14 protein-coding genes are annotated in these 18096 nt (G+C 42.8%); 4 read left to right on the top strand and 10 right to left on the bottom strand.

What is annotated here, in order from left to right:
- Window positions 1-178 precede the first annotated feature (178 nt).
- On the bottom strand, window positions 179-817 hold the full coding sequence (locus VB693_RS24270; protein ID WP_323268505.1) for a HEAT repeat domain-containing protein: 639 nt from the start codon (window positions 815-817) through the stop codon (window positions 179-181).
- A 174-nt stretch (window positions 818-991) separates the two neighbouring features.
- Entirely contained in the window at window positions 992-2827 is a 1836-nt protein-coding gene (locus VB693_RS24265) for an N-acetylmuramoyl-L-alanine amidase (protein ID WP_323268503.1), read from the bottom strand.
- Between the two features lie 195 nt (window positions 2828-3022).
- On the opposite strand from VB693_RS24265, the gene VB693_RS24260 reads away from it, so the two are divergent.
- Together VB693_RS24260 and VB693_RS24255 are read left to right on the top strand one after the other, a co-directional pair.
- Window positions 3023-4660, top strand: coding sequence for a CTP synthase (locus VB693_RS24260; protein WP_323268504.1), 1638 nt, complete (start codon window positions 3023-3025; stop codon window positions 4658-4660).
- Between the two features lie 377 nt (window positions 4661-5037).
- The gene (locus tag VB693_RS24255; protein WP_190695604.1) at window positions 5038-5460 is read left to right on the top strand and encodes a hypothetical protein; all 423 of its coding nucleotides are present in this window, start codon (window positions 5038-5040) and stop codon (window positions 5458-5460) included.
- Window positions 5461-5548: 88 nt separating this feature from the next.
- Here the strand turns inward: VB693_RS24255 and VB693_RS24250 are convergent, their stop codons facing one another.
- The 5 genes from VB693_RS24250 to VB693_RS24230 all read right to left on the bottom strand — a co-directional run bounded on the left by VB693_RS24250 (window position 5549) and on the right by VB693_RS24230 (window position 10197).
- Entirely contained in the window at window positions 5549-6445 is an 897-nt protein-coding gene (locus VB693_RS24250) for an ROK family protein (RefSeq protein ID WP_323268502.1), read from the bottom strand.
- A gap of 87 nt (window positions 6446-6532) precedes the next feature.
- Window positions 6533-6736 carry a hypothetical protein gene (locus VB693_RS24245; RefSeq protein ID WP_190695597.1) on the bottom strand — a complete coding sequence of 68 codons (204 nt, stop codon included), beginning with the start codon at window positions 6734-6736 and terminating at the stop codon, window positions 6533-6535.
- A 135-nt stretch (window positions 6737-6871) separates the two neighbouring features.
- The gene (locus tag VB693_RS24240) at window positions 6872-7768 is read right to left on the bottom strand and encodes an ABC transporter permease (protein WP_323268500.1); all 897 of its coding nucleotides are present in this window, start codon (window positions 7766-7768) and stop codon (window positions 6872-6874) included.
- Between the two features lie 90 nt (window positions 7769-7858).
- The gene (locus tag VB693_RS24235) at window positions 7859-9199 is read right to left on the bottom strand and encodes a DUF2254 domain-containing protein (RefSeq protein ID WP_323268499.1); all 1341 of its coding nucleotides are present in this window, start codon (window positions 9197-9199) and stop codon (window positions 7859-7861) included.
- Window positions 9196-10197, bottom strand: a complete 1002-nt coding sequence (locus tag VB693_RS24230; protein WP_323268498.1) for a mechanosensitive ion channel family protein — start codon at window positions 10195-10197, stop codon at window positions 9196-9198. Before VB693_RS24230 ends, VB693_RS24235 begins: the two co-directional genes overlap by 4 nt.
- A gap of 429 nt (window positions 10198-10626) precedes the next feature.
- Between VB693_RS24230 and VB693_RS24225 the strand changes: the two genes are divergently transcribed.
- Window positions 10627-12828 carry a hypothetical protein gene (locus tag VB693_RS24225; RefSeq protein WP_323268497.1) on the top strand — a complete coding sequence of 734 codons (2202 nt, stop codon included), beginning with the start codon at window positions 10627-10629 and terminating at the stop codon, window positions 12826-12828.
- 155 nt (window positions 12829-12983) lie between these two features.
- Complete coding sequence (locus tag VB693_RS24220) at window positions 12984-14081, top strand: glycosyltransferase (protein WP_323268496.1); 1098 nt, start codon at window positions 12984-12986, stop codon at window positions 14079-14081.
- A gap of 322 nt (window positions 14082-14403) precedes the next feature.
- On the opposite strand, the gene VB693_RS24215 is transcribed toward VB693_RS24220, so the two are convergent.
- Genes VB693_RS24215 through VB693_RS24205 form a run of 3 tightly spaced genes read right to left on the bottom strand, consistent with a single transcriptional unit; the run spans window position 14404 to window position 17958 of the window.
- A complete protein-coding gene (locus VB693_RS24215; protein WP_323268495.1) occupies window positions 14404-15867 on the bottom strand; it encodes an O-antigen ligase domain-containing protein in 1464 nt (487 codons plus the stop codon).
- A 43-nt stretch (window positions 15868-15910) separates the two neighbouring features.
- A complete protein-coding gene (locus VB693_RS24210; protein ID WP_323268494.1) occupies window positions 15911-16831 on the bottom strand; it encodes a glycosyltransferase family 2 protein in 921 nt (306 codons plus the stop codon).
- The gene (locus tag VB693_RS24205; RefSeq protein ID WP_323268493.1) at window positions 16831-17958 is read right to left on the bottom strand and encodes a glycosyltransferase family 4 protein; all 1128 of its coding nucleotides are present in this window, start codon (window positions 17956-17958) and stop codon (window positions 16831-16833) included. The genes VB693_RS24210 and VB693_RS24205 overlap by 1 nt, the downstream gene beginning before the upstream one ends.
- Between the last annotated feature and the right edge of the window lie 138 nt (window positions 17959-18096).

The following is an 18096-nucleotide window of genomic DNA, read 5'->3' as shown; positions in this document are numbered from 1 at the left end:
GGGGGCAAGAAAAGTCGCTTTGATTTGGTTGAACTTGGATCATCTTTTTTGTGGAGTTCTCTTAGAAGTTATTTAGAGACTTCCAACTAAAAAAATATGCGAAATGTAGGGTGCGTCAGTATGAATAATTTCCTGGTGTAGCGAGGTTTTCACACACTGATGCACCCTACCAAGTGAGTCAACTATTCAACCATACTACTGAGGGGCATTTCCATCTCAGTACAGACCTGATTACTGGGATTTTACACATAATCGGTGGGTTGTTGCTGACATGAGTAGATGTTGCTTTTTTTACTAAAAATACACTTGTGGCTTCTCTCTCCTCCAGGCTAATAATCGCATAAACTGCGCGATCGCGAACATAACTATCTAGATCTTTGCTTGCGTTATTCAGAGCCAGATAAACATCTTCAAACAGATCCGCCGGATACGCATCTTTTGCATAACGGTTAAGCTTCCCTAAAGTATCAGCCGCTTGAGCGCGTACTTGAGGGTCAGGATTTTGTAGAGCCAGAATTAAAGTGCGGACATAATCTTCAATTCTTCTGCTCAACGCATAGGCTACATGAGCGCGAACACGACCATCTGAATCTTGGAGTGCGTTAATCAGCACCGGAACAGCTTTTTTTGCTTCTGCTTCCATACCAAACTCTCCTAGAGCATAAGCCGCATAAATACGCACATCATTATCTGGGTCTTTCAGTGCATTAGTCAAAGCCGGAACAACATCTTTTGCTTGTGTGCCAATTTCTCCCAGTGCATTAGCAGCATGAGCGCGAACACTACTATCTGAATCTTGGAGTGCATGAAGACTGATTTAATGGAGTTTGAGCGATCGCTTGAGTATTTGTACTGATTACAATCCCGATCAAAGCTAGAGTCGTCAAGATAGCAGTTGGATATTTTCTGGCATTTTTCAGCATAATCAACTCCCGACAGTCAACCGTCAACCATCAACATTTTTATTTACGTTGCACGTTGCTCAAATATGCTATTTAACGCTTCTAAACCACTCAGTTATTCCATCTGCTAAAGTTTTGGCTAACTTTTTCTGCTCCTGGGGATTACTCACCCACTCAAATTCATTGGGATTGCTCATAAAGCCCAACTCTAATAATACTGACGGCGCGGCGGCGGGGCGTGTCAATGCTAAGTTATTCCAAAATACACCGTAGGAAGGTCTACCGAGTTTCTCTACTAGATAGTTTTGCATAAAAATAGCAATACTATGAGCTTGGGTATGATACCAAAACATACCCACACCTTTAGTATTTTCCGCATCACCAGCATCGGGTAGAGCGTTGTAATGAATCGAAAGTGCGATCGCTGGCTCTTCTCGATTTATAATTGCTTGACGCTCTGGCAGAGAAACGTCTTGATCTGTTTCTCTCGTCATCACAACTGTTGCACCCTTTTTAACTAATTCATCCCGCAACAGCTTAGAAACAACCAAATTCACATCTTTTTCTAAATATCCAGTCGCCCCAACTGCACCAAATTCTTTACCACCATGCCCTGGATCTAGTAGAATCTTGATACCAGATAGGGGTTTTTGCTTATTTTGCTTGATAACAGGCGGATGACGCAAAACTAAAACCAGGGTTGTACCGTTATATCTCAGCTTATATCCCCACTGTTGATTTTTTTTGAGGTTGAAGGTGTATTGAATCTGTCCTGGGGCTACCTGTTGCCAATCTAGGCGAGAAATCAGGGGGTCATCATCCAGGCGAATGATATCAGTTTGGGCAGTGGTGTTGTAGAGTGTCAATGTAAAAGAGTTATTGCCTTGTTGCACACTCACAGGTACACGAGTTTGTAGGGGGAAAACCATCTCTGTTGCACCGGGAAGTCTTCGATATCCGACACTGCGAATAATTGAGCGTGGCGGAATAGCTCCTGGTAAAATGCGGGTTTCCTTACTATTAATCCAAGCACCATAGTCTAAACGCAACCATTCACCTTCTTTTCCTGTGACAGTTGCCCGTGTTCCCTGGGGTAGTGGAGTAAGTCGAGAATGATCGGTACTAGCACCAGTACGAGCCACACCAGCCTCTACTGTCACCTCTGCCACTGGTAACTGCGCCGGTGAGAGGATGGTAATTTTGCCAGTTCCTGGTTGAGTTATCGTCTTACCATTCAGCCTGAGTTGAAATTCCGGTTGACCCAGATCGATATTTTGACGTGAATCTGGGACAACAGTACCAGAGATGATGTTATTGCCGACAATTTGGGTAAAGGAATCAGAAGCAGGTGCTGGAAATGTAGTACAACCCTCATATTTTCCCACGCTAGACTGGGTAGTGGGTTGATTCTGCCCCGTCAAGGCTGCCAAATTGCTGGGTAGTTGTGCCTGTTGTGGTTGAGGCAAAAGTGCCACAGTCTGACTTGCCAATTTCACAGAGACACTGGCGTTAGGGGGTGCGACTGCGCTAAAACAAATTAGTTCTCCCGGTAGTCTGGCAATGTCGGCGACTGGAGTTAGAGAACCTTGAGCAAAGGCTAACCCTTGGGGTATCTCAGGCTGGGTGCTGATTCTGTTCACCTTAATCTGAAGCACTTGATCTTGGTGACGTATCTCAAAAATATTCTCTCCCAACTTTAACGGGAAACTTGGCGCAAAATGGCCAGACTGACTGCGGGTAATTGGCGTACCATTAATGAGAACTTGTCCATTAGGTGGTGCTGTGCCAATAAAAAAGATTTTTTCTGCACTAGTCTGGTGGTTGGTTGGGGGATAAACAACTTTCAGAGATGGATTAGGTTCTGCCAATGCTACAGAGGAGGAGATAAAGCAGCTTAAGATTACTGGGAGTAGGAATTTTTTCACAGCAGGATCACAGATAATTCACTATGTCATACCAATTCACAAAAATTCTGCAACAGATTCAAATTCATAAACCCCTTGTAAAATGTGGATTTTTGAATTTTGAATGCAAGAATTTTGAATTGATCTGACTGTGGCACAATGTCGGGATGTTTTTTCGGAAGGTATTTTTAGCAGTCGATGGCAACTCAAACTACTATGACTAAGTTTATCTTTGTAACTGGGGGTGTGGTTTCCAGTATTGGCAAAGGCATTGTAGCAGCAAGTCTGGGCCGTTTACTCAAATCACGCGATTATTCAGTGTCGATTTTGAAACTCGACCCATATATTAATGTTGATCCAGGCACAATGAGTCCTTTTCAGCATGGGGAAGTGTTTGTTACCCAAGACGGTGCAGAAACCGATTTAGACTTGGGACATTACGAACGCTTTACTGATACCTTGATGTCGCGGCTCAACAGCGTTACGACTGGTTCAATTTATCAAGCTGTAATTACGAGTGAACGTCGTGGTGACTACAATGGCGGCACTGTACAGGTGATTCCCCATATTACTAATGAAATTAAAAAACGGATTTTATTAGTTGCTCAAGCTACTAACCCATCTGTAGTGATTACGGAAATTGGCGGTACTGTAGGCGATATTGAATCACTACCGTTTTTGGAAGCTATTCGTCAGCTACGCAAAGAGGTAGGACGGCAAAATGTGCTGTATATGCACGTTACCCTAGTACCTTATATTGCTTCGGCGGGAGAAATGAAAACCAAGCCGACGCAACATTCAGTCAAGGAACTGAGATCCATCGGCATTCAACCTGATATTTTAGTATGCCGGAGCGATCGCCCCGTCCCAATGGGATTAAAGCAAAAAATGTCAGAGTTTTGTGATGTGCCTGTAGGGTGTGTCATCACTGCCCAAGATGCTAGCAGTATCTATGAAGTCCCACTAATTCTAGAACGAGAAGGACTGGCAGAACAAGCTCTAGACTTGTTGCAGATGGAACAACGCCAGCCAAATTTAGAAAAATGGCAAACGATGGTAGAAAGATTATACAGTCCCAAACACACTGTAGAAATCGCTATTGTTGGTAAATATGTCCGGCTGAGTGATGCCTATTTATCTGTCGTTGAAGCACTACGTCATGCTTCCTTTGCCACACACGGAGATTTACGCCTGCGGTGGGTGAACTCAGAAGATTTGGAAATCGAATCAGCAGAAAAATACCTTGCAGGGGTAGATGGTGTACTTGTACCGGGAGGTTTTGGCACGCGTGGGGTAGATGGCAAAATTGCCGCCATTAAATACGCCCGCGATCGCCAAATCCCCTTCCTCGGTTTATGCTTGGGAATGCAATGTGCTGTCATTGAATGGGCTAGAAATGTTGGCGATTTAACAGCTGCTAACAGTGCAGAATTTGATCCATCTACTAATTACCCAGTTATTAACCTGTTACCAGACCAACAAGATGTCGTAGATTTAGGCGGAACAATGCGCTTGGGTGTATATCCTTGCCATATTCTCCCCAATAGTTTGGCATCCCAGCTATATCAAGCAGAAGTCATTGATGAACGGCATCGCCATCGCTATGAGTTTAATAACACATATCGCCAGTTATTATTAGATTCTGGCTATGTAATCAGTGGAACTTCCCCTGACGGACGCTTAGTAGAGATTGTAGAATTGCCGCAACATCCATTTTTTATCGCGTGTCAATTCCATCCAGAGTTCCAATCCCGCCCTAGCAACCCCCATCCTTTATTTAAAGGCTTCATGCAGGCTGCGATCGCTCGCAATCATCCCACTGCTAATTTTCAAACACCTGTAGAGGTATCTTAAACAATTCTCAATACCCTACAGTAGCTAAAGGGCATCTACCATCCAAAATTCAAAATCCATTTTTGGCATTTTGAATTTACACACAACAACATTAACTTAGGAAGTCTACCATTTTGGATTTGAGATTGTGCGAAAAGTTAAGTCAGTATATTGGACGGATTTACCATCTGCAATTAACTGGCGTTGCTGTGCGGGTTTTCCCCCTGTTGAGCAAACTTTTCCAACCTGATTTTGTTAGCGTAGTTTCTTGGAGAAAAATAGTTATTGACTATAGCATTCCAAGTCTATCTATCACAATCATTTTCCAATTAGTATTAGTAGACTTCATGAAATACAGGGTAAGCATCATTCATAAACTTGGGACTTGAGGAGAGGTTGTGACGTACTGGGTAAAAATTATTTATGAGAGGAAACAATATGTGATCAATTTTGACCGTGTTAATGCCTTTTGTTATGAAAAAAACGGCAGAGTTACCTTTTGGTTGCCTGATAGTGCTATTCCCATTGTGATTATCCCCCAAAATAATCTAGCAGATTATCAAAAAATTCTAGATTATCTAGACAAAGTAACGGGGTTGGAAGTAGAAAATGCCTATTGGGTAAAAATTTTTTATGAAAGAAACGAATATGTAATTAACCTCAATTGTATTAGTTCCTTTTGTCAAGAAACCAACGGCAGGATAACTTTTTGGTTGCCTGATGGTACTATCCCCATCGTTATTAATCCTGCAAGCAACCCAGAGTCATATAATAAAGTATTACAATACGTGCAGAAGACTACAGGCTATTCTTTTTCTTAGTCACTAGTCATCAGTCATTAATTATTGGTAATTACAAATTACGTAAAGCCTGCGGCATAGCTGCGCTCTAAGCGCAGCCCATTACGAATTACGAATTACGAATTAGTTTCCATGCTAATTTAGCAGCACCTACCATACCTGCTGAGTTACCTAATTGTGCTGGAAGAATTTGTAACCCAGCGCGAGATGTTGGCATGACGCGCTGTGCAATTTCTGCTTTGAGAGATGGTACGAAAAACTCAAAGCTAGCACTAACACCACCACCAAGAATAATCGCTTTTGGTGTTAAAACATAAATTAAACTAGTTAAACCAATACCTAAATATCTGCCATATTCGTCCCAAAATGCTAAAGCTTTGACATCTCCTGATTGCGCCAGCATTCCTAATTCCGCAGGTTCTTTCCCCGTCAGGCGACGAATAGCTTTGACTGAGGTGTATTGTTCTAAAGAGCCTTGATTACCACTCTTACACATTGGCCCATCTGGTTGAAGTGTGATTAACCCCAATTCTCCAGCCGCACCTTGATGTCCCACAAACAAATTGCCATTGAGAATAATTGCACCACCAACACCAGTCCCCAAGGTTAACAGAATAAAATTGTCAAATTGGCGGCCAGCACCTAACCAAGCCTCAGCGACACCTGCACAATTAGCATCATTCTCGATAATAGTCGGCTTGCCAATTTTAGCTTCTAACCAATCGGCCAGAGGTATATTTTGCCACCCTGGTAAATTAATCGCAATTTGAGCAATGCGTCCTGTAGCATCAGCCGGGCCAGGAGTACCCACACCAATAGCTATAGTTTGATTATCCGGGTCAATTTGTGCGATCGCATCTACCATAACAGCAAACACAGCCTCCGGTGTCGCAGGCTGCGGAGTGGCGACAGTCAAAGATTGCAGACAACTACCCTCTTGACTAAATCGCCCTAATTTAATCGCTGTTCCCCCCAAGTCAATCCCAATTACTTGAGAATTCCCCACTTTTCCATCCTCACACCGCAAACTCTCAGCTAGCTTTGACTAAGCTGATCAGAAATTCCCCGACTTGGGGTAATTTACAAAAGCATATTAGCTTTTTTGTGTTTCTCGACCAAAAAATTCTAAGTTATCGGTCTTTTTAGGTGTGATTCTTAAATCAGTGACAATATTAGAACGAACATTTGAGTGTTCTTGCCAAGCTGTAACTGGCGCACCGCGTAAAATGCCAGCCAAAGCCACCGAAAGCATAAATCCACCAGCCGCCGCCGCAATTAAAGAAATGTTATCTTTCACTCTAATCTCTCAATCATTAATAAAGTTATGTATCCCATTCAAAACGCTAAAATTCAAAATTAAGAGTTCTTGTTTTGAATTTTGACCCTTCACTTCGTTCGAGGGCAGGATTTTGAATTCCCTATAAGGGGTTGACTATTTCCGGTTTCCATTTTCTCCTCGTAATCGGGGATTGACAAATTCATTTAACCCCTCACCAAGTAGTGATAACCCTACCACCATAAAAGTCATCGCCAAACCAGGGAACAGGGTAGTCCACCAAACACCTGTAGGTAAGGCTTCTAGAGCTTGTTTTAAATCGTATCCCCATTCTGGAACTTCTTCCGGTAAGCCTAGCCCTAAAAAGCCTAAACCACCTAATACCAAAATTGCATCGGCGGAGTTCAGAGTGAAGAGTACAGGTACGCTTTGAATGACGTTTAAGAATAGATACCTAGAAAGCACAACCCAAGTAGAAGCACCCATTGCTTGAGCCGCTTCAATGAACACTTCTGTTTTGACGCTAACCGTATGATTGCGGACGACACGGTAATATTGAGGTACATATGCAATACTAATAGCGATCGCAGCATTTAATATCCCTCGTCCTACCACAAACGCCAGTGTCACTGAAAGCAGTAGTCCTGGTAGGGTGTAGATACTATCCATCAAAAACAGCAATACCTTATCTAACCTACCACCAAGGTAGCCACTCAGCATCCCCAGAGGTACACCAATTATCATACTCAGTGCAGTAGCTAAAATCACCACTTGCAGAGCCGCTTGTGCGCCAAATATCGTCCGAGAGAACACATCATGTCCTAAACGGCTAGTACCAAACCAATGTTTAGCTGATGGTGCTTCTTGTATAGGGTTCGAGAGAAATTCTTTCGGATTTTGTAGCCATCCCCAAGATTGCAGTACAGGCGCAAAGAAAGCTAGGAAAATGAAGAACAAGGTAATGGCTAACCCAATGAGCATTAATTTTTGGGAAAGACTGGGATTTTTAGCAAAACTTACCAACTTTGGTAGATGACGTTTAGTAATGGTCATGGGCAACACAAGAAGCAAAATATGCTGACCATTTTACATACCACATGGGGAATTGTTAACAATTCGTAATGGACGTTAGTCCATTACGAATTAGTAATTGGTTGAAATCCAATGATTTTGCTCTACAGCTTGAATGACGCTGAGATATTTTTCTTGCAAGTCTTGGCGGTCTTGTGGTTCTGGTAATCCTTCTTTTCCTCCCCGTTCAATCATGTCAGCATGACGACGCAGGACAGCTAGGTATTCGGGATTGTGGGTATACTGGGCAATGTGGGCGATCGCTTCTAAAAGATGAATTGTCACGGCTGCATCAGTACGGGCATACTGGCGAATGGGGTTGAAAGCACTATCCATCACTCCAGCAAAGGTGACGGGTTCAGCGATGATGCGTAATTGGCGATCGCGATCATAACGATAGGGTGAAGGACATTTTCTTTGGACTAAATAGCACATCCCCGCACACAATCTATCAACGCACCGGATAGCCGTAAAAGGATCGTTAATTCCCGGAGACAGCGCACGTACTGCTATTTCTACCAACTGATTAACCGGAAACTCTACATCTTGCTGTTCGGTGCGTTCTCTACCCAAGATAAAAGCTTTGTTGATTTCATCAATAAGTTTTTGATTGACTCGTTTACCAGGGAAAGCCAGGACGAGAATACTATCTTCAATCACAAACTTTCCTGGTCGTAATTCCAACCGTAGTAGTAGATTATGCTTACAGGCAACCTTCAGTAATTGTTCGTCATCGATAAATTGCAGATAACCACTGTGTTTAGCACCAACCGGACAAGCCAAGGACTCAAAATCATCGGGAAGTAATTCTGTATGTTGTTGGTTTGGTGGTGGACTTATGCCAATTTTTTCGGGGAATAAACGATCAACGGCTTTGTTGAAATCCTCACTCACACTATGAATCACATGGGAAGCTTGAATGATTGTTGAGGCGTGATGGATGAAGTAAATTAACACCCCAATACTGAAGATAGCTAACACAATGCCAAATGTCACCGACAAATGGGGGACAAACGGGTTATAGTCCTCACCGTAGATAGTCCGCAGTACCAGTAAGCAGTAAATAAAGGTAGCAATAAATGTACCTAATACTACTTGATTACCTGTGTCCTGCATAAAATTGCGTAGCAATCGGGGGCCAAAGTTAGCAGCCGCTAGTTGCAGTGCGACAATAGTAATTGAGAAAGCTGTAGCCGCTACACTTACCATCGAGCCGGCGATGGCGGAAAGTACCTCTCTGGCACCATCGGGGCCGCCTGTATAAATTAAATTCCAATCCCCAAACCCGATGGAGCGATCAAGGGTGAGCATAATAAATGATAGAGCGATCGCCATCAAAACCATCAAGCTGGGTAAAAACCAGTAGCTAGAATGGAGTGCATCCCATAACTTTCTCAACCGCACGTTATTCATGACTGTTCCTTGGCTGTGGGAGTGTCTACTTTACCGTTACCCCCCTCAGCCAACCGTCGCAGCGAACCGCTAATACTGCGAGGTTTGGGAACTTCTGTCTTACCCGCAGGCCATCCTTCACGTTGACGGGAGCGATCGCCGTCTGTTTCTTCGGTTTGGTCATGGAATAAAATTTGTCTGGTAGGATAGGGCAAATCAATGCCATGTTCCACATACAGTTTTTGCTTGATTGCAGAGATGACTTTATCCCGTGACTCTAGTGCATCTAACCTAAAAGGCGGTTTAATCCACCATCTAGCACGGATATTCACGGTACTTTCAGCCAGTTCCATCACCAATACATCTGGGGCTGGATCTTTTAACACTACATCTACACTATGTATAGCTTCCAGCATTAACTGCTTAGTCTGCTCTAAATCATCCCCATAGCCAACACCAATATCATATTCCAATCGCCGATGCTCAAAGGCAGTATTCACAGTCACGGAATTAGTAAATAACTCAGAATTAGGAATGACAATCCGGCGACCATCATAAGTTCTAATAGTGGTAGCCCGTGTTTCAATATTTTCTACTGTCCCCTCAAAGCCTTTAAAAACAATTTGATCATCAATTTGAAAAGGCTCTGTCAATAAAATTAAAATACCCGCTAAAAAATTTTGCAGAATATCCCGAAATGCAAAACCGATTGCTACCCCACTAATTCCCAACAACTGCACCAAATCCCCTGCTCTGAGTGAAGGAATCACAATAGATAAGGAGATAAATAACCCCACTAAAACCGTAGCACCTTGTGCTAATCTTCCCAACACCATACCCAAATTACGAGCATAACGGCGATGACGAGTTAAGCGTTTGACTAGACGCTTAATTTGCCTACCTATAAAAATAAATACTGCAAATACAATTAACGCCAGGATGATATTCGGTAGTAAGGCTATGAAGCCATTAAACATTTTTTGCACTTTCTCCAAAAGTGCAGATATCTCAACATTCATTCAGTTTCCTCACTCATCAATCGTAGCTGATAATACTGAAAAATACAGAAGATAGAATCTATCTATGGTTTGTAAATGAGTGTTCCACAAGAAGGAGATGTAAGGGAATTCCAAAAAATCAATTATCCCAAGTTAGTAGGGTGCGTCAGGATAAGTATTTTTTTGGTGTAGTTAGAATCTATCGCACTGACGCACCCTACATAGTAAATATTAATACATGAAAAATATTCCTAGAATATTGTCTTTAAAAAAATGTAAGTTTTTGATAAAAATCTAGTGAATATAATAAAAACCTATTAATCATCTGTTAGCTTATGTACGTGTTCTACCAGAAATAGAATTCATCAGGTTCAAATCAATAAAAAATTGATAGTTTATTTGAACTGTAGGTATTGATGAATTAAAAGTAATTTAAAAATCAACCTAACTATGGAAAAAAGATTAGGAACACAGTTGAGTAACTTGTATCAAAATTGTAGTCAATATATCAATAAACTCTCTCGTAATAGAAATTTTCGTGGTTTAAAAATATATCTTTTTATACTAGTCTTAGCTATGGCAGTGATTGTTGCTCCCATAGGCAATCCCATATCTGGGACTTTAAATACAGTACCAGCCACTACTTATCAGGTATCAGCAAAACCAGCTTACAAAACATCTTGGCTGGGTAATACCTTTAGCGGTAAAAAGTGGGTACAGATTCAAATGGCTGGGATGTATGTTGTCCCAGATGGCACAGTTTATATCAACAGTCATTGGGATGAAGCTGGTAGGGAAGTAGGTATTTATAAGAATGGTGATGTCATCGGTAAAGTTGATGACTTACATGGCTGGGGAAGGCTGGGAGGAATAGCAATTACAGCCAATAAACAATACCTCTATGTAGGTATGCAGCAATCACCTGAAGGGAAACCAGAGGATGATTATCCCCCCAAGGGAACGACTTGGTACTGTGTCAGACGCTATACCTTATCTGGCAAACCAGCCCCATTTGCTGGGGGGCGTGGTTGGGATAAGAGTATGCTCATTATCAATACAAAAAATGAAGTCACTGGATTAGCAACTATCGGTAACGAGTTATATGTAAGTGATGTAGCTACCGATCGCATCCGGGTTTACAACAGCGACACCATGCAGGAACTACGCAGTTTTAGCGTGACGAATCCAGGTGCGATCGCTATTGATCGGCAAAATAATCTATGGATTATTCAAAACAAAAAGAATAAAACTGCTGCCAAAATTGTACGTTATACCCCCCAAGGCAAGCAATTACCCCAACAGATTACCGATGTAGTGCAGCCAACGGCGATCGCAGTAACTCCACAAGATAAACTGTTAGTTGCAGAAAATAACCAGCGTCAGCAAATATTAATTTACAACATTGCCAAAAAACCAGTGCAGATTGGCACGTTTGGCGATAAAGGCGGCATTTATAGCGGGATTCGTGGTGAAATCAAAGATTCAAAACTTTACGGTATTACCGGAGTCGGTACAGATACAGCAGGTAATATCTATATTAGCAATAATGGTTTCAATAGCACTGGTGCAGATTTAAGGATGTTCTCTCCATCAGGAAAACTCCAGTGGCGTTTACTGGGTTTGCAATTCGTAGATAATGCCGATACCGATCCTGATAGTGACGGTAAAGATGTGTTTACTAAAAATGAACACTTCGTCATGGACTACAGCAAAAATAACGGCAAAGAATGGACATATAAAGCATATACCCTAGATAAATTCCGCTATCCCGATGATGGCAGACTACATACCACACCCACAGCCGCCTTCGTCCGCCGCCTTGGAGGAAAAAGGTTACTTTATCTCTCCTCAGAAATGATGGCAGAACGTCTATTAATTTACCGTTTTGATGGTGAAATTGCCGTTCCTTGCGGGATATTTGGCAAGAACCATCTCAACTGGCCAGCTAATCAACCCAAAAACGGTAGTTGGTTATGGCGAGATGTCAATGGTGATGGTTCAATTCAAAGCAATGAATACAAAACTCTAGGTGAAGAAGATCCTTCTGTCTGGGGTTGGGAAGTTGACAGCAAAGGAGATATTTGGCAAGCAGCCGAAGCTGGCTACATCAAACATTATCCTTATCAGAAATTAGACACTCATGGTTGTCCGATTTATGGTCAAGGTACTGGGGAAAGAATACCCATGCCAGCACCTTTCAAAACCCTAACCAGGATTAAGTATATTCCCAAACAGGATGTTATGTATCTGGGAGGGTATACAAGCGATCGCCCCAACTTAGATGGTGATTGGGGGTTAGTTGGTACAGAGATAGTTCGCTACGACAACTGGAGTAAGAAAAAAAATCTACGTTGGCGGATAGCCTTGCCTTATGAAACCAACACTAGCCCCAAACTGCATATCAAATCAATGGATGTAGCAGGAGACAGAGTTTTTGCAGTAGCTAGTAAAATGGCGGAAGTTTATGCCTATAACGCCACCACAGGAAAACAACTACAAATATTGAAACCAGGCCCAGAAGTCAACGGAGAAAGTGGCTGGGTGGATATACCCTATGGCATCCGTGCTTTTCAACGCTCAAATGGTGAGTATCTAGTATTTGTAGAAGAAAATGCCAAAGGCAAAGTGATGATGTATCGCCTACCGGGGTGAAGAGTGAGGGTGTAGGGGGATCAGGGGAAGCAGGGGGAGAAAAACTCCTTACTCAGCACTCCTTACTCAGCACTCCTTACTCCTTACTCATCACTCAGCACTCAGCACTCAGCACTCTTTACTCATTCAAACTGTAACTAAACACTGGCAAGTAAATGCGTGTACTACATATTTTGAACCACGTCCGAGAAATTGGTAACGGCATCGTCAATGTAGCTGTAGACTTAGCTTGTCTGCAAGCAAAAAACGGTCATGAAGTGGCTGTTGCATCTGCTGGCGGAGAATATGAAATATTATTAGCAAATTATGGTGTCCAGCACTTTCAATTAGATCAAACGAGGACACCAATCAATTTAATTAATGCGGTTAGACGTTATCGAGCCATTATCAAAGAATTTCAGCCGGATATTGTCCATGCTCATATGATGACAGGGGTTGTATTAGGGAGATTTCTCAAAGCTGCTGATAGTTATGGCTTAGTTGCCACAGTACACAACGAATTCCAAAGCAGTGCGGTACTGATGGGAATAGCCGATCGGGTAATTGCTGTCAGCAAGGCGGTTGCTAAATCAATGGCACGGCGGGGGATTCCAGAGCATAAATTACGGGTGATATCTAATGGGACATTAGGTAGCGTCCGCACCCGTAATATTCAAGAGTACCAGCCTGTAGAATTACAACAGCCAGCGATCGCTACAGTAGCCGGGATGTATCAACGCAAAGGCATTAGTGAGTTAATTGATGCTTTCGTACAAATCGCCGCAGAATTTCCCCAAACACATCTCTATTTGGTAGGCAATGGCCCAGACAGAGAAACTTTTGCAGACAAAGCCCAAAAAACAGGTTTTAGCGATCGCATCCATTTTGAAGGTTTTCAGCCAGAGCCGCAACGTTACCTCTTAGCAGCTGATATCTTTGTTCTCGCCTCCCACCGTGACCCCTCCCCACTGGTAATCCCAGAAGCTAGAGAAGCCGGTTGTGCTATTGTTGCCACTAACGTAGACGGTATTCCTGAAGCCTTAGATGGTGGACAGGCAGGTATCCTAGTTCCACCTAAAGATAGTCAGGCTCTAGCAAAAGCTTTAGCAGACTTACTCAGGAATCCTCATAGACTGTACCAGTGGAAGAAGCAAGCACAACAAAATCTAGAATGGCTGACCGTTGGGCGTGTGAATCAAGAAACTTTAGTAGTATATGGTGAGTTGATTGCCAAGAACTCAGCAACATATATTGAGATGCCATCCAAAATCTAAAAAATCGAGGCACAAAACCCTCATGTAGAGACGCGATTTATCGCGTCTTGAAAAAGCAATTAACTATACTAGATATCTGGTGAAAAATAATGTTGTAGAGAGACATAGCATTGCTACGTCTCTACTAGGTCATCAAATGTGAATTGAGGCATAAGCAAGTTCGTAGTAAGGACTTTAGTCCTTAGAAAAATCAGGACTAAAGTCCTTACTACGAACCCTCAAAACTAACTTGATAGACTACTACACACTTGATAAGAGGCAGGTGATTTTTTCCCCGCTCCCTTGCTCCCTGCTCCCCTGCTTTTTCATTCGTCCCCAGTCCCTAATCGATTCGTGAACGTACATGATATTTATGCCCTGCCATAGCCAGAGCTATAAAACCCCAAAGCACCATACCAGGCATTCCCAACATCCCACTATTGCCTAATAGTGTTGACAACATACCGAGGCTAATAGCTCTAGAAGCAGCCATAAAAGTATCAAAACGGTATTCAGAATATTGAAACGATTTTGCAAACGCCATAAATATTGCTACTAAATAAAAGACACCTCCAAACCAACCTAATGTAAAGAACATATCCAGAATGCCACTGTCAATTACAATCGGTTCTAAGATACCTTTTTTATTAACAATAAAAGTATTACCTACACCGTTACCTAAACCATTAGTTAAAGCACTATTAAGACCATCTTCATATATTTTTTGTCTTACTTTAGCACTGTCATCTTTCTCCAACTGAGAAAACGTTTCAAACCGATCAGAGATCGTCTCAGAGAATTGTTCTATTTGCGTTAGTGGAATTATACAAATTGCCATGAGCAAAATAGTGATAAAAAGGCGCATTTGCAGGTGTGCCTTTAATGAAGTGATAAAAGTAATAAATGCTATAAACCATCCGCCCCATAATGTCCGGACTGTTGTGAGCAAGAAAGCCAAGTAAGCGATCGCAGAAGCCGGAATCCGAAGAAATGTTTTATTACTAAATAATAATAGTGACCCGGCCATCATCATAGCTGCATAGGGTGCAGGGGAAGCCATCGTACTCCAGATGCGTAGTTTCAACGGTTCAGGATCACCCATGCTAGTCAATTTTGTATTTACTAGCCAGAATACATCCCACTCAGGAGCAACTAAAAACTGGTAAATTCCATAGATTCCTGTCACCAAAACTCCCCAGAGGAAAGTACGCTCAATGGTACGACGGTAGAGGGGATAATCTCGCCAGTGGATAAATAGGTAAAAACCAAAAGTAATAGGAGTTAACCAATCTAGAAGTCCCCGCGCCGCAGTAAAGGGTGATGTTTTAATTATGCCTACGAGAAAGCCATAAAACACCCCTAGGAATGCTAAAACAAAGGGTAAACTGCCTTGGCGCAGTGACTTCGGCAGTTCTTTTAAAAAAGTATGTAATGTTAATAATGTCACCAAGTATTGCGACACTAGCATAAAACGCGTAGGGTCCCAACCACTCTTATAATCAACTAAACGAGTCACAAACGGCGTTACAAACCAAATCCACCAGGTAAAACCTGTGTAAAGTAAGGGGTATCGCACATATAGGAAAATACCAATAGCGAAGGAAATAATCACATAAGCTGTCCGCAGAATGCCAGCCGCACCTCCGAAAATGCACACTGCTGAAAACAGCACGAGGAATAGTATAGCCGCCCAAGCTAACGGCGGTTGCTTTCCAAAACTCAAGTTTTGTTTCGGTGGACTATTGGGAAGCGTATGTATCTGAACCACTGAAAATCTCCAAATAATTCGTAATTCGTAATTGGGCATTGGACATTAGTTACTGTCTCCCTGCCCCCTACTCTCTGTCTTCTCACCCTTGCCAAGTCTGCCAAGCTTGCCAACGACCGCGCCAAGAGGCTAGTAATTTTTGTCCTGCTAACAGGCCTTCACTGGGGAGAAAGCGTAACCATTGGATAAAACCCATAGCGTCCCTTGTGCCGACGAATGTTGCCCAGAACAAAAATACTAATTTTTGAGAGGGCGACAAGTGTTCTAGCAATGCTAAAGTTTCGTTGTGTACAGCATTAACTACAGCAATGGGATTGAATTGGTGGCGTTGATCTTCATCAAATCGTTGCGCTGGATAATGATTGACTCCCACCTGGGGATCGTAGATGAGTTTCCAACCAGCCCGCTTGAGGGAGAGACAAAAAGCTACCTCAAAGTGAACCTGTGCGCCTGTACCAAGCATCCGCCGATCAAAATGCAGTTGTTGAATAGCGGCGCGGCGAAAGCTCATGTTGACTCCCTTGAGGACATCCACCTCACGCGGCGCACCTATACCTATATGGTGATTACCAATGATGCGCCCAAACCAATGCACTTGACCGACGACTGGGCAAACTCCATCTTCTAAGTTTTTGCCATGATATACCCAATCGCGTCCACCCACTCCAGCGATGCGATCGTCTGCGAGAAAATGGGCTTCAATATGTGCTAACCAATTACTGTGGGGAGCAGCATCATCATCGGTAAAGGCGATAATATCTCCTTGGGCAACATCCAAACCAGCATTCATTGCTGCTACTACGCCCGGAATGCTGACTGTGGTAGCGCGTAATGGCAAAAGTTGCGGGTCAAAGCTGGTGAGGAACTGCCAAGTTTCAAAGTCGGAATCACGGACTACTATTACTACCTCATCAACTGGCCGCGCTTGCTTTTGTAGTGCTGCAAAACAGCGTGCTAGGTCTTGGGTACGGCGGTAAGTGGGAACGATTACTGTGATTTTCATCAGTTCTTTAACTCCTCAAATAAATCCACATAGCACTGTGCCATTCTTGTCCAACTATGTTGTGTGGCGATCGCTCTAGCCGATTCACCCATTGTTTGTCTTAAATGGCGATCGCTCGACAAAGAAAACATAGCTTTGGCTAAACCTTCCACATCATCTGAGTCTGCCAAAACTATCCCAGCTTCAGGTTTTACTAAATCGGCTGCACCTGTACTACTAGCGGTAATCACAGGTAAACCGGAAGCCATCGCTTCAATCACTACCAAGCCAAAAGGCTCATATCGTGAAGGAAACACGACAAAATCTACTGCTTTCATCAGGTCGGGAACATCACGGCGCAGTCCTAGAAAATGCACGCGCTCTTTTAATCCCAAAGATTCCGCTAACTGAAGATATGGGCTACCTTCCGTAATTCCCGCTACCGCTAGATGTAAATCAGGAACTTGTACTAAGGCTTTGAGGACTGTATCTAAATTCTTGCGAGAGAGTCGAATATCCCCTGCAAACAATGCTAGGGGGACTCCTTCAGGTAAATCCCATTGCAGGCGATCGCTATTTCCTGGTGAAAATTCCTGCAAATCCACACCATTAACAATCACCTGAATACTCTGCGGTGATACGCCAATAGCTTGCAAATCCTTTGCCACTTTATTAGAAACCGCCACCACAACCCGTGCCTGACGAAAAGCCTTTTTTTCCCAACGTGCGTTTAAAGCTGTGTACAACCACTGGTAAAAGTTATATAAAACTCGGCGTGACTTCGGTGCCGCCTTACTAGAGGAGAATTTTAACCAAGAACTATGGACAAAATGCGCTGCATTTACATCACCAGGAGCATGAGTAATTGCACCATTAATTTTGACTAAATCAATCTCAGCGCGATGTTTACGCAACCAATTTGTACTAAAAATAGCAAAAATGATATTGCGGAGTAATTCCGTTGGCAATCCTTTCACCGGAATAGCAACCCAATTAACTTGGTCACTCTGCTCTAGTTCTAAAGCTACCTGACTAGCTAATAAAGTAACGTGATGACCACGACGAATTGCTTCTAAAGCAATCTCATAGTTGACCCGTCCCTGACCATCACCTTTAATTACATTGTGCGTAACAATACATAGTTTCACAATTAAATATCCTGTTATAAAAGGACTGGGGATTGGGGATTGGGGACTGGGATAAAATCTCCTCTGCTCCCTGCCCGCTGCTCCCTGCTCCTCTATCCCTCTTTTGTTACTCTGGGAAAATAAAAATCAAAGCCAAAT

The sequence above is a fragment of the Anabaena sp. UHCC 0399 genome (genome assembly GCF_034931465.1).
Classification (GTDB): Bacteria; Cyanobacteriota; Cyanobacteriia; order Cyanobacteriales; family Nostocaceae; genus Trichormus; species Trichormus minutissimus.
The sequence above is the reverse complement of the archived record's forward strand: the minus strand, read 5'-3'. Positions and strand labels throughout refer to the sequence as shown.